Origin of the sequence: Mycolicibacterium sp. Y3, assembly GCF_051188035.1 — a bacterium.
Lineage (GTDB): Bacteria > Actinomycetota > Actinomycetes > Mycobacteriales > Mycobacteriaceae > Mycobacterium > Mycobacterium fluoranthenivorans.
On record NZ_JAVQLT010000001.1, the window covers coordinates 2,813,691 to 2,834,343 of the forward strand.

Annotated in this window: 17 protein-coding genes, 1 tRNA gene and 3 pseudogenes; 10 read left to right on the forward strand and 11 right to left on the reverse strand. The window is 65.9% G+C overall.

The window, feature by feature from the left end:
• Positions 1–16: 16 nt before the first annotated feature.
• The 8 genes from QN239_RS13610 to aceE all read right to left on the reverse strand — a co-directional run bounded on the left by QN239_RS13610 (position 17) and on the right by aceE (position 10,319).
• Positions 17–661 carry a dihydrofolate reductase family protein gene (locus tag QN239_RS13610; protein WP_499016749.1) on the reverse strand — a complete coding sequence of 215 codons (645 nt, stop codon included), beginning with the start codon at positions 659–661 and terminating at the stop codon, positions 17–19.
• 84 nt (positions 662–745) lie between these two features.
• The gene (locus tag QN239_RS13615; RefSeq protein ID WP_499011027.1) at positions 746–2,167 is read right to left on the reverse strand and encodes an acyl-CoA carboxylase subunit beta; all 1,422 of its coding nucleotides are present in this window, start codon (positions 2,165–2,167) and stop codon (positions 746–748) included.
• A gap of 35 nt (positions 2,168–2,202) precedes the next feature.
• Positions 2,203–3,456, reverse strand: a complete 1,254-nt coding sequence (gene kasB, locus QN239_RS13620; protein ID WP_499011028.1) for a 3-oxoacyl-ACP synthase KasB — start codon at positions 3,454–3,456, stop codon at positions 2,203–2,205.
• 26 nt (positions 3,457–3,482) lie between these two features.
• Positions 3,483–4,733: a 3-oxoacyl-ACP synthase KasA gene (gene kasA, locus QN239_RS13625; RefSeq protein ID WP_499011030.1), complete on the reverse strand. Its 1,251-nt coding sequence runs from the start codon at positions 4,731–4,733 to the stop codon at positions 3,483–3,485.
• Entirely contained in the window at positions 4,730–5,023 is a 294-nt protein-coding gene (acpM, locus tag QN239_RS13630; RefSeq protein WP_167162312.1) for a meromycolate extension acyl carrier protein AcpM, read from the reverse strand. Before acpM ends, kasA begins: the two co-directional genes overlap by 4 nt.
• Before the next feature lie 82 nt (positions 5,024–5,105).
• Positions 5,106–6,011 carry an ACP S-malonyltransferase gene (locus tag QN239_RS13635; RefSeq protein WP_499011032.1) on the reverse strand — a complete coding sequence of 302 codons (906 nt, stop codon included), beginning with the start codon at positions 6,009–6,011 and terminating at the stop codon, positions 5,106–5,108.
• 128 nt (positions 6,012–6,139) lie between these two features.
• The gene (locus QN239_RS13640; RefSeq protein WP_499011034.1) at positions 6,140–7,426 is read right to left on the reverse strand and encodes a PucR family transcriptional regulator; all 1,287 of its coding nucleotides are present in this window, start codon (positions 7,424–7,426) and stop codon (positions 6,140–6,142) included.
• A gap of 103 nt (positions 7,427–7,529) precedes the next feature.
• Positions 7,530–10,319, reverse strand: a complete 2,790-nt coding sequence (gene aceE / locus QN239_RS13645; protein ID WP_499011035.1) for a pyruvate dehydrogenase (acetyl-transferring), homodimeric type — start codon at positions 10,317–10,319, stop codon at positions 7,530–7,532.
• Positions 10,320–10,476: 157 nt separating this feature from the next.
• Between aceE and QN239_RS13650 the strand changes: the two genes are divergently transcribed.
• From QN239_RS13650 to QN239_RS13665, 4 genes are all read left to right on the forward strand, one after another.
• Positions 10,477–11,061, forward strand: coding sequence for an Rv2240c family protein (locus tag QN239_RS13650; RefSeq protein WP_187096117.1), 585 nt, complete (start codon positions 10,477–10,479; stop codon positions 11,059–11,061).
• Between the two features lie 93 nt (positions 11,062–11,154).
• The gene (locus tag QN239_RS13655) at positions 11,155–11,580 is read left to right on the forward strand and encodes a DUF3052 domain-containing protein (RefSeq protein WP_499011038.1); all 426 of its coding nucleotides are present in this window, start codon (positions 11,155–11,157) and stop codon (positions 11,578–11,580) included.
• Between the two features lie 79 nt (positions 11,581–11,659).
• Positions 11,660–12,118, forward strand: a complete 459-nt coding sequence (locus tag QN239_RS13660) for a peroxiredoxin (RefSeq protein WP_499011040.1) — start codon at positions 11,660–11,662, stop codon at positions 12,116–12,118.
• A gap of 36 nt (positions 12,119–12,154) precedes the next feature.
• Positions 12,155–12,229 (forward strand) — tRNA-Val (locus tag QN239_RS13665).
• A gap of 116 nt (positions 12,230–12,345) precedes the next feature.
• Here the strand turns inward: QN239_RS13665 and QN239_RS13670 are convergent.
• Together QN239_RS13670 and QN239_RS13675 are read right to left on the reverse strand one after the other, a co-directional pair.
• Positions 12,346–12,623: pseudogene (locus QN239_RS13670) on the reverse strand (PhoU domain-containing protein); the annotation flags it as partial.
• A 401-nt stretch (positions 12,624–13,024) separates the two neighbouring features.
• On the reverse strand, positions 13,025–13,687 hold the full coding sequence (locus QN239_RS13675; RefSeq protein ID WP_499011042.1) for an ArsR/SmtB family transcription factor: 663 nt from the start codon (positions 13,685–13,687) through the stop codon (positions 13,025–13,027).
• An 80-nt stretch (positions 13,688–13,767) separates the two neighbouring features.
• On the opposite strand from QN239_RS13675, the pseudogene QN239_RS13680 reads away from it, so the two are divergent.
• The 5 genes and pseudogenes from QN239_RS13680 to QN239_RS13700 form a co-directional block, all read left to right on the forward strand.
• Positions 13,768–14,160 (forward strand): annotated as a pseudogene (locus QN239_RS13680) (MBL fold metallo-hydrolase); the annotation flags it as partial.
• Positions 14,161–14,225: 65 nt separating this feature from the next.
• Positions 14,226–15,503: an MFS transporter gene (locus QN239_RS13685; RefSeq protein ID WP_499011044.1), complete on the forward strand. Its 1,278-nt coding sequence runs from the start codon at positions 14,226–14,228 to the stop codon at positions 15,501–15,503.
• A 198-nt stretch (positions 15,504–15,701) separates the two neighbouring features.
• The gene (locus tag QN239_RS13690; RefSeq protein WP_499011046.1) at positions 15,702–15,974 is read left to right on the forward strand and encodes an SHOCT domain-containing protein; all 273 of its coding nucleotides are present in this window, start codon (positions 15,702–15,704) and stop codon (positions 15,972–15,974) included.
• Positions 15,975–16,128: 154 nt separating this feature from the next.
• Positions 16,129–16,551: a hypothetical protein gene (locus QN239_RS13695; protein ID WP_499011048.1), complete on the forward strand. Its 423-nt coding sequence runs from the start codon at positions 16,129–16,131 to the stop codon at positions 16,549–16,551.
• A gap of 80 nt (positions 16,552–16,631) precedes the next feature.
• The gene (locus tag QN239_RS13700) at positions 16,632–18,089 is read left to right on the forward strand and encodes a multicopper oxidase family protein (protein WP_499011050.1); all 1,458 of its coding nucleotides are present in this window, start codon (positions 16,632–16,634) and stop codon (positions 18,087–18,089) included.
• Positions 18,090–18,261: 172 nt separating this feature from the next.
• On the opposite strand, the pseudogene QN239_RS13705 reads toward QN239_RS13700, so the two are convergent.
• A pseudogene (locus tag QN239_RS13705) lies at positions 18,262–18,536 on the reverse strand (cation transporter dimerization domain-containing protein); the annotation flags it as partial.
• Between the two features lie 606 nt (positions 18,537–19,142).
• Here QN239_RS13705 and QN239_RS13710 point away from each other — a divergent pair.
• Positions 19,143–20,603, forward strand: coding sequence for a DUF1254 domain-containing protein (locus tag QN239_RS13710; RefSeq protein ID WP_499011052.1), 1,461 nt, complete (start codon positions 19,143–19,145; stop codon positions 20,601–20,603).
• The last annotated feature ends 50 nt before the right edge of the window (positions 20,604–20,653 follow it).

The window sequence follows — 20,653 nt, forward strand, 5'->3', positions numbered from 1 at the left end:
CGGGGGTACCGGACGCTCAGCGCCGCCAGAACAGGTGATGGGTGACACCGCTGGGGCTGGGCACCACATCGCAATGGAATCTGTCCAGCAGCTCGTCGGGGGAGTCCCACAGCCGGGATCCGCGACCGAGGGTGAACGGTGACACCGCGACGTGCAGGGTGTCGACCAGATCGTCGTCGAGGAACTCTCTGATGGTGGTCGCCCCGCCGCCCAGTCGCACATCCTTGCCTCCGGCGGCCTCGCGGGCCATCGCCAGCACGGATGCCGGGTCACCGTCGACGAAGTGGAAGGTGGTGTCCGACAGGGTGAATGACGGGCGTTCGTGATGGGTCAGCACGAACACCGGGGTGTGGAACGGCGGTTCGTCACCCCACCAGCCCACCCAGTCGTGATCCGTCCACGGGCCGCGATGGGGGCTGAACTTGTTGCGTCCCATGATCTCCGCGCCGATGTTGTTCGCGAAATCTCGGGTGAGGTAGTCGTCGAGGCCCCGGGTACCGCCGGGGTCGGTGCGGTTGGGCCAGCTGGCCGTCGCACCGGCCCACGCGAACATGGTGCCCGGGTCGGCGTGGCCGAACGGCCGCTCGAAGCTCTGCCCCTCGCCGGCACCGAAGCCGTCCTGGGAGACGTTGAAGTTCTGGACTTTCAGCAGCTGCACCATGACCAGTAGACCCGGTCCGCCGTCAAAACTCATCGAAACGACGAATGGCCCGGGAGATCCTCCCAGGCCATTCGTGGACGCTGCTTACAGCGGGATGTTCTTGTGCCGGCCGCGCCGGTGCGGGGCCTCGGCCAGCGCCTGGGTGATCACGCTGCGGGTGTGCGCCGGATCGATCTTGGCGTCCACCACGCCGATCTCGATCGCGGAGTCGACGCCACCGGCGATCCGCTCGTGCTCCAGCGCGAGCTCCTCGTGCAGGGCCTCCCGGTCTTCGGGAGCGGCGGCTGCCAGCTTGCGCTTGTGCAGGATGCCGACGGCGGCCTTGGCGCCCATCACGGCCACCTCGGCGTCCGGCCAGGCGAACACCTTGGTGGCGTTCAGCGAACGGGAGTTCATCGCGATGTACGCGCCGCCGTAGATCTTGCGGGTCACCAGCGTGACACGGGGCACGGTGGCCTCACCGAACGCGTGCAGCAGCTTGGCGCCGCGGCGCACCACGCCACCCCACTCCTGGTCCACACCGGGCAGGTAGCCGGGTACGTCCACCACGACCACCAGCGGGATGCCGAACGCGTCGCACAGCCGCACGAAACGGGCTGACTTCTCGGCGCTCTCGGAGTTCAGGCAGCCGCCCAGGCGCAGCGGGTTGTTGGCGATGACGCCGACGGAGCGCCCGGCCAGCCGGCCCAGGCCGACCACGATGGACGGAGCCCACCGGGACTGGAACTCCTCGAACGGGGCGTCGTCGTCGAGCAGGGCTTCGATGATCGGATGCACGTCGTAGGCGCGCCGCGCCGACTCGGGCATCAGCGCCTTGAGGTCGGTATCGCCGGCCTCGGCCTTGCTGCGGTCGAAATGGCCCTGCTGGGAGAACAGCCCGACCAGGCGACGGCCCCGCTCGTAGGCGTCGAGCTCGTCGTCGGCGACGATATGGCATACGCCGGACTTCTTGTGGTGGGCTTCCGGGCCGCCGAGGGACACCATGTCGACGTCCTCGCCGGTCACGCTGCGCACCACGTCCGGGCCGGTGACGAACACCTTGCTGTCCGGCGCCATCACGATGACATCGGTCAGCGCGGGGCCGTAGGCGGCGCCACCGGCGGCGAAGCCGACGACCACGGAGATCTGCGGGATGTAACCCGACGCGCGGATCATCGCCTCGAACACCAGGCCGACAGCGTGCAGCGCTTTGACGCCCTCGGCCAGCCGGGCGCCGCCGGAGTGCCAGATACCGACGATCGGGCTCTGCTCCTCGATGGCGATGTCGTAGGCGTTGACGATATGGGCGCAACCCTCGATGCCCATCGCGCCGCCCATGACGGTGCCGTCGGTGCAGAACGCGATGGTTTTCACCCCGTTCACGGCACCGGAGGCGGCCAGCACACCGGACTTGTCGCGCTCGTGCAGCAGCTCCACGGTGCCGTCGTCGAAGAACGTCGACAACCGCAGCAGCGGATCGCGAGGATCAAGGGATTCGGCAGCCGTCTCTGGGGCCATGGTTGTCATCTGGGGTTCTCCTTGGTCTCGCGGTGAACGCGTCGTCAGTATCGGCCGAAGGCGAGGGCGACGTTGTGCCCGCCGAAACCGAACGAATTGTTGATGGCGTACTGGTAGTTGCCCTGCCGCGGTTCCCCGGCCACCACGTCGAGGTCGATCTCCGGATCCAGGTTCTTCAGGTTCAGCGTGGGCGGGATGACGCCGTCACGCAAGGCGAGCACGGTCAGGATCGACTCGACCGCCCCGACCGCTCCGACCGAATGCCCCAGCGCGCCCTTGGGGGCATACACCGCGGGGCGGTGTCCTGCCATCGCCTTGTTGATGGCGACGCCCTCGGCCACGTCACCGACGTGGGTGCCGGTGGCGTGCGCGTTGACATGGTCGATATCGCTGGGCTGCAGCCCGGCCAGCTGCACCGCCCGGCTCATGGCGTAGCCGGCCTGCTCGCCGTTGGGGTCCGGCGCGACGATGTGGTAGCCGTCGGAGGTGACGCTGGCGCCCATGATGCGGGCCAGGATGTTGGCGCCGCGGGCCTTGGCATGCTCCTCGGTCTCGATGACGAGCATGGCGCCGGCCTCACCGAAGACGAATCCGTTGCGGTCCCTGTCGAACGGGCGACAGGCCCCTTCAGGATCGTCGTTGCTGTTGGACAGCACGATGCGCATCTGAGCGAAGCCGGCGATCGGCACCGCCTCGATCTGGGTTTCCACCCCGCCGCAGATGGCCATATCGGCCTCACCGAGCACGATGTTGCGCCAGGCGTTGGCGATGGCTTCCGAACCCGAGGCGCAGGCCGAGATCAGGGTGCTCACCCCGGCCTTGGCCTTGCGCTCGAGACCGATGGCGGCCGCAGCACCATTCGGCATGTACATCTGCACGACGAGCGGGGAGACGGCCCGAAGACCGCGTTCCCGCATCCCGTCGTAGGCGAACACCAGTTCCTCGGCGGAGCCCAGTCCGGTGCCGACCGACACCATGAGCCGGCGCGAGTCGACGTCGGGAGACCCGGCGTTCTCCCAGACCCGACGCCCCAGCACCGTCGACATCTTCTGGAGGTAGGACAGCCGGCGCTTCTCGACGCGCGTCAGGTCGTCCTCGAAATCCTCCAGGAGATGTCCGCCGATGCGGACCGGAAGGTCGTACTGCTCGACGAATGGATCTTCGAGCTTCCGGATGCCGCTCTCCCCGTTGAGCAGCTTCTTCCAGGTGTTCTCGGCATCGGTCGCCAACGCGGTCGACATGGCAATGCCAGTGACCACCACGTTGGGCAGACCGTTCCCCGTCGAGACTCCCGCCATGAACTGAGTTTTCCTTTCCTACCTACTCAGTACCGCCCGAAGGCCAGTGCCACATTGTGGCCACCGAACCCGAATGAGTTGTTGATGGCGTACTGGTATTCGCCGTATCGAGGCTCGCCCGCAACGACATCGAGATCGATCTCGGGGTCGGGCGTCTCATAGTTGAGCGTCGGCGGGATGACGCCGTCGCGCAGAGCCAGCACCGTCAGGATGGATTCCAGGGCGCCGACGGCGCCGATGGAGTGACCCAGTGCGCCCTTGGGTGCGTATACCGCGGCATGTTCCACCCCGGCGACGCGCAGTGCGTTGGCCTCCGCGGTGTCACCGATCGGGGTGGCCGTGGCGTGCGCGTTGACGTGGTCGATGTCCTTGGCCGACAGGCCGGCGGTCTCCAGCGCGCGCTTGATCGCCGCGCCGGCGCGCTCGCCGTCCGGCGCCGGAGCGACCATGTGGAACGCGTCCGAGGTGATGCCCGCACCGAGCACCCGGGCCAGCGGCTTGGCGCCACGGGCCTTGGCGTGTTCCTCGGTCTCCAGGATCAGCACCGCACCGGCTTCGCCGAACACGAACCCGTCGCGGTCCTTGTCGAACGGACGCGACGCCCCGGCCGGGTCGTCGTTGCGGGTGGACATGGCACGCATCATCGAGAACGCCGCGATCGGCAGCGCCTCGATACCGCCCTCGACGCCACCGCACACGGCGATGTCGGCGTCACCCATGACGATCTGACGCCAGGCGTGGGCGATGGCCTCGGAGCCGGATGAACACGCCGAGACCGGGGTGATGACGCCGGCACGGGCCCCGAGTTCGAGACCGATGACGGCGGCAGCGCCGTTGGGCATGATCATCTGGACGGCCAGCGGCGACACCTTGCGGGGGCCGCCCTCGTTCATCGCGTCGTAGGTCTCGACGATCTTCTCGCCGCCACCGAGGCCGGTGCCGATCACGACCGAGAAACGATCGGGATCGACCTCCGGCCGACCGGCGGTGTCCCACAACTGATTGCCGATGTACTTGGCCATCCGCTGGACATACGACATACGCCGCATCTCCAGCCGGGTCATCTTTTCGTCGAGGTTCTCGACGAGATGGCCGCCGATGCGTACCGGAAGGTCCCACTTGGTGACGAAATCGTCCTCGAGGACGCGGATTCCGCTCTCGCCGGCCAGTAGGCCCTTCCACGTGCCCTCGATGTCCGCAGCGAGGGAAGTAGTCGCCGTGACGGCGGTCACCACAACGCTGGGGAAACCGCCGTTAGCAGTGGAAGGTCGGGTCACTTCGAGAACTTATCGCGCAGCGCGGCGGCGGCCTCGGGGTTCTCTTCCTCGAGCTTCTGGATGTAGCCGACGACGTCACCGACGGTGCGCAGGCCGGCCAGGTCCTCGTCCGGGATCTTCACGCCGTACTTGTCCTCGGTCTGCACCGCGATCTCGACCATCGACAGCGAGTCGATGTCCAGGTCGTCGACGAAGCTCTTCTCCATCGTCACCTCAGACGGCTCGATACCGGTGACCTCTTCGATGATCTCGGCAAGACCGGCGATGATTTCTTCTTGACTGGCGGCCACGATGGCTCCTTCTGTTTCTTCGGTTGCTCCACTCCGGCTGTCGGAGTGTTTGGTGGAACGTCTTCGGTTATGACACCCGGGATCAGAGCTCGGCGAGCCCATCCAGGTCTGAGGGGGCTTTCACCGCGTAGGTCGGTGTGCCTTTCAGTTCTCGTTTGGCGATGCCGACGAGCGTCCCGGCGGGCGGGAACTCGACGATCGCCGTCACCGCGAGACCCCGCAGGGTCTCGTTGCACAGATCCCAGCGCACCGGCCGGGTCATCTGGGCGACCAGCTTGGACATCGCGTCGGCAGCGTCGGCGACGGGCTTGCCGTCGGCGTTGGACAGCAGCGTCCTGGTCGGTTCGGCGGTCGGCACCTCCGCGGCCGCGGCGGCGTAGCCCTCGGCGGCGGGCGCCATGTAGTGGGTGTGGAAGGCGCCGGCGGTGGCCAGCACCCGGACCCGGGCCTTGGCCGGCGGATCCTCGGCCAGCTTCTCCAGCGCGGCGATCGCGCCGGCGGCCACGATCTGTCCGGCGGCGTTGCGGTTGGCGGGGATGAGGTCCAGGGACTCCAGGCGGGCCAGCACTTCGGCTTCGTCGCCGCCGAGCACGGCGGCCATACCGGTGGGCTCCAGCGCGCAGGCCTTGGCCATCTCGGCACCGCGGGTGGCGGCCAGCTTGATGGCGTCGTCGGGGGAGATGACTCCGGCGATGGCGTACGCGGCGATCTCGCCGACCGAGTGACCGGCGATGGCCGCATCACCGGAGAGCAGTCCGGTCTTGGTGACGTGCTCGTGCGCCAGCAGGGTGGCGGCCACGACCAGCGGTTGGGTCACCGCGGTATCGGTGATCTCCTCGGCGGTGGCGGTGGTGCCCAGCCGGGCCAGGTCCAGTCCGCTGATCGCCGACCACGCGGCCAAGCGCTCGGAAGCCCCGGGCAACTCCAGCCATGGGCTGAGCATGCCGGGGGTCTGGGATCCCTGTCCGGGAGCAAGCAATGCAAGCACGGCTCTAAGAAAACACTGTGAAGTCGTGTCTGTGCCGTGTAAGAGATTATGAACCTTGTCTTATTCTTTTGTGGAGTTTCCACAAAAGTGCACGTGATGCGACCGCGCCGAGACCAGGTTGCGATCTGTCACATCGGAATCTGGCTGTCCGTATTCGCCGATTGGCCTAAGAAAGTGCCGTTCGTACTGCCGTTTGACCCGTTGAAGTGGCCTGAATCACGCCGAAGCCGACCCACCGTGATGGCCACCCGCAACACGTACGCGTCGCGCGGGACCGTCGGATCACGGCCGGTGAAGTCGGTGATCCGTTTCAGGCGGTAGCGGACGGTGTTTGGATGAACCGTCAATTTGCGTGCGCAAGCTTCTATGGCGCCGCCGGAGTCCAGATACGCGTCGAGGGTCTGCGTCAATGCGGGGTCGGCATCGCCGAGGGGGCGCATCACCTCCGTCTCCAGTGCGGACAGCGCGATCGCGTCGCCGAGCAGCGCCCGTTCCGGAAGCAGTTCGCGGGCGGCCACCGGTCGCGGCGCACCGCCCCAGCCGGTGACGGCACGCATCCCCGAGATGGCCTCGGCGGCGCTTCGGTGCAGCGTCGTCAAGCTCGGCGCGGTGGGGCCGATCACCACCGGGCCGTTGCCGAACACCTTCATCAGCTCCGCGAGGAAGCGGTCGGTCTGGGACAGTGGCCCGGAGACGATGGTGACCAGCCAGGTGCCGTGCACATCCGACAGAGCGGTACGGCCGTTGCGCAATGCGACGTCGTGCACATCGCCGCTGACCAGGTCCAGGCGGTCCGGCTGGGGATAGCCCACGATCACGGTGGCGGGTGCGGTGGCATCCCAGTTCAGGGCGGCGGCCTGGGACTGTAGGGCCGGGCCGGCGTCCCCGCGGACCACGGCGTCGACGATATTGGCCTCCATCCGGCTGTCCCAGGCACCACGCGCCTCGGCCTGATCGGCATAGGCCGTCGCGGCGGCGAAGGCCAGATCGCGGCTGTAGCGGAGGATGCCGGCGGTCAGGGCGGTCAGCTGTTCGTCGGTGCGGGCCAGTAGCGGCACCACTTCTTCGAAGAACTCCATGGTGACCCGCACCATCTCGACGGATTGGCGCAGCGCCACCCGTCTGCGCAGGTCCTGGGGGACGACCTCGAAAGCCTGGGCGGTGTAGCTGATATCGCTGCTGGGGTCGCGCATCCACTCGACGAAGTTGATGACCGCGGTCTGGACCACCAGTTGCACGCTGGCGCGCTGGGAGGCTTCCAGATCGGAGAAGCCCGGCAGCCGCTCTTCCAGGGCGTGCACGGCCTCGGTGGCCAGCCGGCCCGAATACTGCTTGAGCCGACGCAGTGCGGACTCCGGCACGCTCTGCAGCACGTCCAGCGTCGATGCAGGCGGAACGGTCCGTTTGTCGGGCATGGATAAAATCTACGCTTCTCTTTTGTGAGAGATGCACCGCGTTTGTGCGGTTTCATACGAGACACGCCGGGCGAGGCGTATGAAACCGCACAAACGGAGAGGGCTAGGCGCTCCCGGTGTCGGCGAAGGACACCTCGGCGGCGGAGACGTCATCGATGCGGTACTGCTTGGCCGCGGCGACAGCCACCGACGGATCGATCTCCCCGTCGCGGGCCAGTGCCTCCAGCACGGCCACCACCACCGATTCGGCATCGGTGTTGAAGTACCGGCGCGCGGCCGGACGGGTGTCGGAGAAACCGAACCCGTCGGTGCCGAGCGTGACGTAGGTGTTGGGCACCCACGGCCGGATCTGCTCGGGGACCGCCCGCATCCAGTCCGACACCGCCACCACCGGGCCGGCCGTGTCGCCGAGCACCTGGGTGACATAGGCGGTCGGGGCCGGCTGATCCGGGTGCCGCAGTCGCTGCTTCTCCACCGCCACGCCGTCCCGGTTGAGCTCGCCCCAGCTGGTCACCGACCAGACGTCGGCCGCCACATCCCATTCGGCCGCCAGCAGGTCGGCCGCGCGCAACGCCTCCGGCATGGTCACGCCGGAGGTCAGGATCTGGGCGGTGCTGGTGCGTTTCTCGGCGGCCGCCCGGTAGCGGTAGATACCGCGCAGCAGACCTTCGGGATCGAAGTTCTCCGGCTCGGCGGGCTGCACGTACGGCTCGTTGTAGATGGTGATGTAGTAGAAGATGTTCTCCGGGTTCTCCCCGTACATCCGCTGCAGACCGTTCTCGATGATGTAGGCGATCTCGTAGGCGAAGGCCGGGTCATAGGTCACCGCCGCCGGGTTGGTCGACGCGAGCAGCAGTGAATGCCCGTCGGCGTGCTGCAGACCCTCGCCGGTCAGCGTGGTGCGGCCCGCGGTGGCGCCCAGCACGAATCCCTTGGCCATCTGATCGGCGGCCGCCCACAGACCGTCACCGGTGCGCTGGAACCCGAACATCGAATAGAAGATGTAGATCGGGATCATCGTGGTGTTGTGGGTGGCGTACGACGTGCCGACCGCGGTGAACGAGGCGGTCGAGCCGGCCTCATTGATGCCCTCGTGCAGGATCTGGCCGATCTCGGATTCCTTGTAGGCCAACATCAATTCGGAATCCACGGCCGTGTAGAGCTGCCCGTTGCGGTTGTAGATCTTGAGGCTCGGGAACCACGAGTCCATACCGAAGGTACGGGCCTCGTCCGGGATGATCGGGACGATCCGCGGCCCGATTTCCTTGTCCCGCAACAGTTCCTTGAGCGTGCGCACCGTCGCCATGGTGGTGGCCACGGCCTGGGTGCCGGACCCCTTCTTCAGCGGCTTGTAAGCGTCGCGGCCGGGCAGCTTCAGGGCCTTGGTCTTGGTGCGGCGCTCGGGCAGGAAACCGCCCAGGGTGCGCCGCCGGTCCAGCAGGTACCGGATCTCGGGCGAGTTCGGTCCCGGGTGGTAGTACGGCGGCAGGTAGGGGTTCTCTTCCAGCGCGGCGTCGCTGACCGGCACCCGGGTGACATCGCGGAAGGCCTTGAGGTCTTCCAGGGCAAGCTTTTTCATCTGGTGGGTGGCGTTGCGGCCCTCGAAGTGGTGCCCCAGCGTGTAGCCCTTGATGGTCTTGGCCAGGATGATCGTGGGCTGGCCCTTGTGCTCCATCGCGGCCCGGTAGGCGGCGTAGAGCTTGCGGTAGTCGTGGCCGCCGCGCTTGAGATTCCAGATCTCGCTGTCGGTCATCGAATCGACCAGCGCCTTGGTGCGCGGGTCGCGACCGAAGAAGTGGTCCCGCACGTAGGCGCCGTCGTTGGCCTTGTAGGTCTGGTAGTCACCGTCGGGCGTAGTGTTCATCAGGTTCACCAGGGCACCGTCCCGGTCGGCGTGCAGCAGCGCGTCCCACTCCCGGCCCCACACCACCTTGATGACGTTCCAGCCCGCGCCGCGGAAGAACGATTCCAGCTCCTGGATGATCTTGCCGTTACCGCGCACCGGCCCGTCCAGGCGCTGCAGGTTGCAGTTGACGACGAAGGTCAGGTTGTCCAGCGCCTCGTTGGCCGCCACCTGGATCAGGCCGCGGCTCTCCGGCTCGTCCATCTCGCCGTCGCCCAGGAACGCCCACACGTGCTGATCCGAGGTGTCCTTGAGGCCCCGGTCGTGCAGGTAGTGGTTGAACCGCGCCTGGTAGATGGCGTTCATCGGGCCCAGGCCCATCGACACCGTGGGGAACTCCCAGAAGTCGGGCATCAGGCGCGGGTGCGGGTAGGACGGCAGGCCGCCGCCGGCGTGGCTGTGCTCCTGGCGGAAGCCGTCCAACTGGTTGGCAGTCAGCCGGCCTTCGAGGAAGGCGCGGGCGTACATGCCGGGGGAGGCGTGGCCCTGGATGAAGACCTGGTCGCCGCCACCGGGATGGGACTTGCCCCGGAAGAAGTGGTTGAAGCCGACCTCGTACAGCGAGGCCGATGAGGCGTAGGTCGAAATATGGCCGCCGACACCGACTCCCGGCCGCTGGGCGCGGTGCACCATGATGGCCGCATTCCAGCGGATCCAGGCCCGGTAGCGCCGCTCGACATCCTCGTCACCGGGGAACCACGGCTCCAGTTCGGTGGGGATGGTGTTGACGTAGTCGGTGGACGTCAGCGCGGGGATGGCGACACGCTGCTCACCCGATCGTTCCAGCAGGCGCAGCATCAGGTAGCGCGCGCGAGCCGGGCCGGACCGTTCCAGGAGCGCGTCGAACGATTCCAGCCATTCGGAGGTCTCGTCGGGGTCGATATCGGGGAGGTAGGAGGCGACACCTTCGCGGATCACGCGGACGCGATCGGGTTCGCCTGTGGTACCAGAGTTTTGGGCCAGGTCTTGGCGCGCGAACTCGGTGGTCAACTTGGGCTCCTTGGTTGGCGGTGCTTCGTAGCGCTGGTTGCTTGTGGCGTCACCATCGTGCCTCTATCGTGCCCCACATCACCGGGCAGGGTGGCCTACTGCTCGGTAACCGAATGATCCGGCGTTTGACAGCCCGAACCGGTAACGTCTGGCAACAATGCGCAACAGTTGGCGGGGGTCTTCGGTGCTGGTCCGGATACGAATCGGCGCCCTGGTGCTGGGTTGTCTGGCCGCCCTGGCGATGATCGTGGTCGGATGCACCAGCGTGACCAGCGGTACCGCCACGGTGGACAAGGCTGACGCGCCGGTCTACCGCGCCTCGGTGTCGGCCTCGGCCGCCGAGTCGGCGGAGAGTTCCAGCTCGAAGGAATCCGAGCGACAGAAGTCGGTCACGACCAGTGCCATCCACAGCTCGTGCGAGGCGCTCAGCTCCAGCAGCGTGGACGCCATCTCCGCGGTGAACGACTACGTCGGCGCGTACAACGAGAACGGTGACGTCGCCGGCGCCGCGCGCCCGGCGATCGACGCGCTCAACCACAGCGCCGACGCGGTCGAACACAGCATTTCCGACCCGCTGGGTCCGGACCTGAAGAGCGCTCTGACAGAGTGGGTGGGTGCGGCTCGGGCCTTGGCGTCGTCGATTGCGGGCGATGTCGGGCCGGATGCGTTCAACGACGGAGTCGGCCGACTCAACGATGCGAAGGACGCCGCGCTGAACATGTGCGATAAGGCATATCGATAAACCTTGCCGCCAAGTCTCGGTTGATAGGCCCCGGCGTGCGAATATTAGGCCGAGCGCACTCGGAAACGCTAAAAGCTTGAAGGAGGACAGACGGTGGTCGCGGGGACGGACTCTGACCCGAATTACGCCCGAAAACTGGGCATCGAGAAGGATCAGGTCGTTCAGGAGTTGGGGTGGGACGAAGACACCGACGACGATATTAGGGCCGATATCGAGGATGCCGCCGGTGGCGAACTCCTCGACGAGGATGCCGATGAGGTCGTCGACGTGGTGTTGTTGTGGTGGCGAGATGACGACGGTGACCTGGTAGATCGGCTGATGGACGCCATCACGCCGCTCGCCGACGACGGTGTCATCTGGGTGATCACCCCGAAGACGGGCAAGCCCGGTCACGTGCAGCCCGCGGAGATCGCCGAGTCGGCGCCCACGGCCGGGTTGATGCAGACGTCGTCGGCCAACCTGGGCGATTGGATTGCCAGCCGGTTGGTGCAGCCGAAGTCCAAGGCGAAGAGCCGATAGCCCGCTTGGCGCCGAGATTGCAGTTTTTGCGGCCCGCACTCGCACTTTGTCGCGGTAACCGCAATCTCGAGGTGCGCCGATGCTGACTGCGGGCCTCGACGCGCCCGAATTTACCCTCAAGAACCAGCACGGCCAGCCCGTCACCTTGTCGGGTTTCCGCGGCCGCGACGTGCTGCTGGTGTTCTTCCCGCTCGCCTTCACCCCGATCTGTGCCGGCGAGCTGGGCGAGATTCAGAGCCATCCCGAGGTGTACAACACCGCCGACACCCTCACGCTCGCCATCTCGGTGGGCCCGCCGCCTACCCACAAGGTGTGGGCCAAGCAGAGCGGGTTCACCTTCGATCTGCTGTCGGACTTCTGGCCGCACGGCGCCGTCGCTGAGCAGTACGGGGTGTTCAATGCGGGGTCTGGCTTCGCTGACCGTGGCACCTTCGCGATCGACCGGTCCGGGATCATCCGGTTCGCCGAGTGTAAGCAGCCCGGCGAGGTGCGCGATGCGGCCGTGTGGCGGGACGCGCTGGCCGCTTTGCGGATTTAGTACTGGCCTTCGTGGGCGTGTACCGTGCCTGCGACGGGGCGCGTAGCTCAGTGGTAGAGCTCTGGTTTTACACACCAGCGGTCGGCGGTTCGATACCGTCCGCGCCCACCATCAAAACTCCAGTTCAGGGCTTCACGAGCTGAGTTTGTCGCACTTTCCCAACCCCCCGTTGTGCCAAGAGTGTGCCAACGTTTCTTGGCGGCCCATTCGTTGCGGGTGTGTCCCGCGACTTGGCCGGTGACCTCGAAGACCACGCGCTGGCCAATCTCCACGGCGTGGTCGGCGAAGCGTTCGCAGTACTTGCCTAACAGGGTCAGGGTGACATCCACGGCTGCTGCGACACCGTGTTTCCATGCTTTGTCCGGTGCAGCTGGTCCACGGAATCGTCCTCGCGGCTGAGCTGGGCGGCTAGTTCCGGGTCGCGGGGTAGGGCGACGTCGTTGGCGGTGTTGCCCAGATCGACGGCGATGGTGCCCATTTCGCCGAAGTCACCGTTGACGTCATCGGTGCACCGGCGCGATCTTCCCGCGATCACAGGCGTCGAGCGCCTGGTCCAACTGCTGTGTGGGTTTCTGAACTCCCGTGGCATAGTCCAGCGCTCCGAGCTGTGAGAACGTGCTGTTTTGCTCGTGTCGTGTCATCCGTATTTTTCTCATTATCTGGCTCATTTTCGTGCCCGATCTTGTTCCAGCTGGCGAAGTGCTGCCTCCGGGCCCGGGCGTTGCTCCCTTGTCATCGATCGCGGCAGACATCCATAATCGTCAACGAGGTTGTCCCGTTCGTGAGCTAATTCCGTTCTTAGTCAGCGAGTTTCGCAAGGCACATGTGCTCGTGGTGCCCTCGTGTCCCAGATGCGGCGTCGCGAGAGGTCACCAGAACAATGGCGTTCATGGCGAATCGCGGGCTCTATTGGGCCGAGGTTGCGATGGGCAGTTCGGCGAGGCGCCATTCGAGCATGCCGTCGCTCAGTCGCGTGGCGGTGCGGCCGAGCTGGGCGAGCATCCGTACCGCCTCGTGAGCTAGAACGCAGTAGGCGCCGCGGCAGTAGGCGACGATGTCGTGGTCGTCAGACAGTTCGGTGAGGCGCTCGGCGAGCTCATCGAGTGGAACCGATACCGCAGCCGGGATGTGGCCGGCGTCGTACTCCTCTCGGGGCCGCACGTCGATCACCGTCACCTGTCCGGTGTTGATTCGATCGAGTAGCTCGTCGCGAGTCACCTGTTCGGTGCCTGGGCCTAGGTAGGCAGACGCGGCGGCCTCGACGTCGGGGAGGTGGGTACTGGCGACCGTGCGCACCAAGGTGAGTAGTTGGGCGACGTCGGTGCCGGCCAGGCGGTAGTAGACCTTGGTGCCCTCGCGGCGGGTGGTCACCAGGTTGGCCGCCTTCAAGGTTTGTAGATGCGCCGACGCTGTGGTCATGCCGAGCTCGCTGGCGCGGGCCAATGCCTCGACCGTGCGCTCGGTCTGGGCCAAAAGGTCGAGCAGTTCGAGGCGTTTGCCGCTAGCCAGCGCCTTGCCGACGCGCGCGAACTGGTCAAACAAGGCGTTCTTGGCTACGCGGTCACCCATAACCTTCTCCAATCATCTCTGGAATAGTGTAGAACAGGGGGCGGAAAGGGTGTCGTAGGCGCCTCGAAGGGAACGATCGTATGGCCGGAGTTGAGCTGGTTCCGCTGTTCGATGAGGGTTTGGGCAATTCGGCCTATTTGGTCGATCTGGGCGACGGCCGGGCGCTGGTTGTGGATGTGAGCCGCGATCTGCGCGCGGTGCACACTGCTGCTGCGCGACGGGGGCTCACGGTGGCGTTCGCCGCCGACACCCACCTGCACGCCGATTTCCTCTCCGGCGCCCACCAACTCGCAGTGTCGGAAGGCGCACAGGTGTTGGCCTCAGCAGCCGGTCACCGGGAGTTCGCCCACACCGGGCTGCGTGACGGCGACAAGATTGACCTGGGCGGCTTGCGGCTACATGCCCTGATGACACCGGGGCACACCCACGAACACGTGTCGTTCCTGCTGCTCGACGGTGAACGCGCGATGGGCGCTGCCAGCCTGCTTGAGCGGGCCGGTCACCACAACCTCAGCGTGCTCGACGGTGGTTCCACCGAATGCGTACAGGCCACCGGCGCATGACAATCAACCACCACCAACCCCAACTCGGATTGCGCGCCAATCTCGCTCAGTTCTGCCTGCTGGTCGCGGTCAACGCCTTGGTCGGGGGAATGCTCGGCCAGGAACGGACGGTGCTGCCACTGCTGGGCGAGCGGGCGTTCGGCATCCGCGCCTACACCGCCGGGCTGTCATTCATCCTGGTCTTCGGGCTGGCCAAAGCCGCCACCAACTACTTCGCCGGCACCTTGTCCGACCGCTTCGGGCGCAAGCCGGTATTGGTGGCCGGCTGGCTGATTGCGGTTCCTGTGCCGCTGCTGCTGATCTGGGCGCCGTCGTGGTCGTGGGTCATCGTCGCCAACGTGCTGCTGGGCGTCAGCCAGGGCCTCACCTGGTCCACCACCGTCGTGATGAAGATCGACCTAGTCGGCCCTTCCCGGCGCGGCCTGGCGATGGGCCTCAATGAAGCCGCCGGGTACATCGCCGTCGCGGTCACGGCACTGGCCACCGGCTATCTGGCGCAGGCTCATGGTCTGCGCCCCGCACCATTCCTGCTCGGCGTCGCCTTCGCCGCTCTCGGGCTGGGGTTGTCGACCCTAGCCGTGAAGGAAACCCGCGAACACGCCCGTCTTGAGGCAGCCACCCACGTGGCCCGCACTGACGGCCGCCACGACCACCTGCACAGCGCGCTATCCAACCGTGAGGTGTTCCTACAGACCAGCTTTCGTGAGCCGGCGTTGTCCTCGGCCAGCCAAGCCGGCCTGGTCAATAACCTCAACGACGGGCTGGCCTGGGGCCTTTTCCCGATTCTGTTCGCCACCGCCGGACTCTCGGTCGGAAAGATCGGTGTGCTGGCAGCGACGTACCCGGCGGTCTGGGGATTCGGGCAGCTGATCACCGGCGCGCTCTCCGACCGATGGGGCCGAAAGTGGATGATCGCATCCGGAATGTGGTTGCAGGCAATCGCTTTGGCCCTGATCGCACTCGGCGACGCGTTCGCGATCTGGGTGCTCGCCGCGGTGATGCTCGGTGCCGGGACCGCACTGGTGTACCCGACGCTGCTCGCTGCGATCGGAGACGTCGCCCACCCAGCCTGGCGTGCCCGGGCGGTAGGCACCTATCGGCTGTGGCGAGACGGCGGGTTCGCGGCCGGCGCCCTGCTCGCCGGTGTCGTCGCCGACGCCCTGGGAATACGGGCCGCGATCTGGACCATCGCCGCCCTCACCGCGGTATCCGGTCTGATCGTCGCGGTACGGATGTACGAGACCCACCGGTGATCACCGCCAAAGACTCCCCGTGCCGCAGTTCGGCAGACCAGAAACGTTCCGGGCTCGCCCTGCACGATCTGGCCGCAGCCACCCGGCCGCGCGGATAACCGGGTCCCCGGCGCATAGGACTAACGGCCCTAGCGAGGGTTGCCAGTTCAGCGCACGCTCAAGGTGACCACGACGCGGTAGGGATGAGGTGGCTCGCAGATGATGGATGACGGCTGGATGTGGGAGCATGGCTGGGGCTGGGGTGGTGGAATCCTGATGACGGTCGTGATGGTGCTGTTCTTGGCAGCCCTGGTCGTCGCCATCGTGGTGGCGATCCGATACCTGAGCGGCTCTGGTCCCGCGGTGAGGTCGTCGCGTCCCAGCTATGTGCCGCCGGGGCCGGAGAATGTGCTCGCTGATCGGTTCGCACGCGGAGAGATCGACGAGGATGAATACCGCAGCCGCTTGTCGCTGCTTCGTCGTCACGGCTGACTTCGGAATGCAGCCTCGATTGCCCGCACAAACTTGAACCACTGGGGGCCCGCACCCCACAGAGCAAAGGGAAATGCGGCCAAAGCAGTGAGTATCGCATCAGCTGCCACGACTCAATCCCAGATCCGGACTATCTACCAAGGGAACACCGGCCATGACTGAAAAGCCTGAAACCTCAATCGAAACCGCTACCGCGCCGGAAGTAGTGCCGCCGCCTTGGCGCGACAGTGGGGAGCACCGATCCGCTCGGGTATATCAGGTTTTGGCGTGGGTCGGCATCGTCGCCGCGGTGTTGTTCATCGTTGTGGTGATCTTCTTCTCCGGTGTGTTTTTCGGCAGGGTTGCCGGCGGTTACCACGGTTGGCATCGCGGCTACCAGAGCGGCCAGTTGGGGCCTGACGGATCGATGGACAACTGCCCGATGAGGTGGCCCGGCGGAATGATGGGACCAGACGGAAGAGGGCCCGGCGGAATGATGGGACCCGGTGGAATGGGCCCTGGCGGGATGATGGGTCCGGGCCAGTCTTCTGCGACCACGGTGCCGCCGATGCCGCCGTTCACCCAGCGCCCCTCGTAGGGCCTGGCAGTGCGGGGAAGTTCGCCGTGTCATCTCCTGGTTTGTGGACGGTGACGGCGCAGCCAGGGTCTGACCAAAGCATGGTGAGTCGTCGAGCATTCGTTGGTGGGGCCATCGTCGGGGCGCTCGGTGTGGCCGCGTGCGCTCGTCCATTGGCGACAACATCGGCAAGTCGTGCCGACACCGGGTCATATGCCAAAGCAATCGAGACGGCCGAGGCGGCGCGACCCCACACGGGGCGCACGGTCACCGCATCGCTGACACCCCAGCCGATCACCGCGGATCTGGGCGGCCCTATCGTACGTACGTTGGCCTATGGCGAAAGCATTCCGGCGCCGGCGATCCGGGCGAACGTCGGTGACGAGCTGGCTATCACGGTCGCGAACAGACTGGATCATCCGACATCGGTTCACTGGCACGGTATCGCGCTGCGCAACGACATGGACGGTGCCGAACCTGCCACCCCGAACATCGAGGCGGGGCATGACTTCACCTACCGGTTCTCGGTACCTCATTCGGGCACCTATTGGGCACACCCGCACACCGGTCTTGACGCCGACTTCGGCCTCTATGCACCGTTGATCGTGGACGACCCGAGAGATGCGGGCCACTATGACGCCGAGTGGATCGTGGTGCTCGACGACTGGACTGACGGTGTCGGAGCGTCGCCTCAGGACATCTATCAGGGCCTACATCGCGGCATGGGGATGGGCAGTGTTGGCGCCAGCAGACTTTTGGGCGGCGACTCCGGCGACGTCAGCTACCCCTACTACTTGGTCAATGGACGCATCCCGACCGCGCCGACCACCTTCACCGCCAAACCGGGTCAACGAATTCGGATCCGGTTGATCAACGCCGGCTCGGACACCGCCTTCCGCGTTGCGCTGGCGGGACATTCGATGACTGTGACCCACACTGACGGGTATCCTGTCGTGCCCAAGGCCGTCGATGCGCTACTGCTGGGAATGAGTGAACACTACGACGTCATCGTGACCGCCGGTGACGGTGTTTTCCCGTTGGTCGCCTTGGCCGAAGGCAAGAACGGGTCGGCACGTGCGTTGCTCTCCACCGGGACGGGCACGGCACCTGATCCCGGTTTCCAGCCCGCCGAACTGTATCGGCGGGTGGGCACCGTGGACGCGTTCACCTCGACCCCGGCAGCGGGACTAGGTATCACCGGAGCAGACGTCAACCTGACTGCTGAGTTGTCCGGCAGCATGATGAGTTACGACTGGGCAATCAACGGGCGGGCTTTCCCTGACAACGAACCCCTCACCATCGCTCAAGGCCAACGGGCCACGCTCACCTTTACCAACAGGACGATGATGTGGCATCCCATGCATCTGCATGGGCACACCTTCCAGATGCTCGACGCGAGCGGCGGTCTCGGCGCGCGCAAGGACAGCACCATCGTGCTGCCGATGAACACCGTCCGGGTCGCGCTGGTCGCTGACAATCCCGGCGTCTGGATGATGCACTGCCACAACACCTACCACCAAGAAGCTGGGATGATGACCAGCCTCAACTACACCATCTGATCCCCAGAAGGGGTCGGCTGCACCGTCGGTCCACGCCGCGGTCAATAGGGGCCAATGACATGGGTGCTGCACACCGCGTGTCGATCCGCTGGTTGTATTCGGCCATCAGGTCAGTCTGCTCGTGGTGGGCGCGGTGCGCGGCGGCCGGATTATTCTCCGGGTCATCAGCCAGATAGGCGTGGATCAGCGCGGTGGTCAGCTTCGGCACCGCATGAATCAGTTCGTGTTCGGCGTCATGGGCGATCCGGTGCGCCTGGGCCAAACTCAAGCCCGGATCCACATCGAGCTCAGCGTCGGCGTGCAGCCGATGTCCCAGCCAGCGCGTCCGCACACTATGGACTGCCCGCACTCCCGGCTGGGCGGCCAGGACTCGCTCAGCGGCGCCTACGACTGCCGGGTCTACCCCGTCGAGTAGCCGGATGACACATCGCGGACCGCGGTGCCCAGCCGCATCGAGACGGCCCCGGTCGAAGACACGGCCTACCCGGTCCGGTGGAAACGACGCCGCAGGGTCAACCACGGTGGTTTGGACCTTGAAGGTGCGTGGGCTGATGCCTTCGATGCCCATCTCGGCCATGATCGCTGCCACGGTGTTGACCGACACCGAGACCCCGGCGGCATGCAGGTCTGCGGCGCCACTGCTGTCGAGCCGTGGGTTCAGTGCGTCGCTGCCGGGCCGCCCAGGCGTAATAGCCTGACCGTGAGACCCCGAGCAGTTCGACCAGAGCGGCGATGTCGTGGTCGGCGCACTCCGCGGCGATGAGCTCGAACCGACTCACCGATGTTGCTGTGCCGCAAAGTACGCCGATCCTTTTTTTAAGAACGCGATATCGCGGTCCTTCTCGCAGAAAACCATTTACACACCAGCGGTCCGCGGTTCGATACCGTCTGCGGCCACTTCCGTTTCTCCTGGTGGACCCGTTTCGTGGCAGGTCCCCGACACCCCGCTACTTACCGGAGGAAGTACGCCTGTTGCCGTCGGACCTTGGGTACGGTTGCGCTCGGTAGCCGACGTCCCGGCTGCTCCCGCCGGGCCGCAGATCGGAATGCACCATGACGAGCGTCTTACGCGCTACTTTGCGCCTCGGCTTCGTCGCGCTGCTGCTGGCCGCGGTCGCAGGATGCGGCACCAACAATCAGGAGACGAGCGTGTCAAGTAGCAGTTCGAGTTCGCCCACCGCTGCGGGCGGTATCAGTCCGGTACAAGCTCGGGCAATCGCCAAGGACGCCTACATCTATGGGTTCCCGCTCGTCGACGGCAACCGGATCCAGTACCAGTACTACACCGACCCGAAGAATCCTGAGTACAAGGGTCCGTGGAACCAGATCATCAACACCGCAAGGGTATTCACGCCGGCGGACGTTGCGGTTCAGACACCCAACTCGGACACCCCGTACTCATTCATCGGTGCTGATCTGAGGGCCGAACCGCTGGTGTTGACCGTTCCGCCCATCGAGGCGGGCCGTTATTTCTCCATCCAGTTTGTGGACGGCTACACCTACAACTTCGACTACGTGGGCAGCCGCACCACGGGTAACGGAGGCAGCAGGTACTTGCTGGCCGGCCCGGACTGGCACGGAGCCAAGCCCGCCGGCGTCGACGCTGTGATCCAGTCCGACACCGAGTGGGCGCAGGTCATCTACCGCACCCAACTGTTCGGACCCGATGACCTGGACAACGTGAAGAAGATCCAGGCGGGCTATGAGGTGCAACCCCTGTCGGCGTTTCTGTATCAACCCGCACCGGCGGCACCACCCGCCTTCGGCTTCCTACCGCCGCTGGCCGCCGAAGCGGAGAAGACCGATCCGCACTTCTTCAACCTACTGAGTGCGATCTTGCGCTATGCCCCGGTTCTGCCGGAGGAAAAGGATCTCCGCGACCGGTTCGCCACCATCGGCATCGGACCGGACGGCAACTTCAACGCCGACACGATGACGCCGGAGATGCGCACCGCCATCGAGGGCGGCATGGCCGACGCATGGGCGGAGTTCAACACCCTCAAGACAGACAAGATCGACACCGGCCAGGTAACGGCGGGCGACCTGTTCGGCACCCGTGATGCCATGAAGGGCAACTACCTCTACCGCATGGCCGGAGCGGTCATCGGCATCTTCGGCAACACCGCCGCCGAGGCCATGTATCCGCGTCTCGCCAACGATTCCACCGGCGCACCCCTGACCGGGGCCAACAACTACACCGTGCGGTTCCCGCCCGGTCAGCTCCCACCCGTCAACGCGTTCTGGTCCCTGACCATGTATCAGATGCCCGCCAGCCTGCTCTATGCCAACCCGATCAACCGCTACCTGGTGAACTCACCGATGCTGCCCACCCTGACGAAAGATCCCGACGGCGGCATCACGCTCTACGTCCAGAACCAAACACCCGGAGCGGACAAGGAATCCAACTGGCTCCCCGCACCTCCCGGACCGTTTCAGATGTTCCTGCGTCTGTACTGGCCGAAGGGCGAAGCCCTCAACGGGCAGTGGAAGCCACCGCAACCGCAGAAGGCGTAGCAACCCAGCTGTATTCAGTTGAACAGCGTGAAGCTCCCGCCTACGGTCGC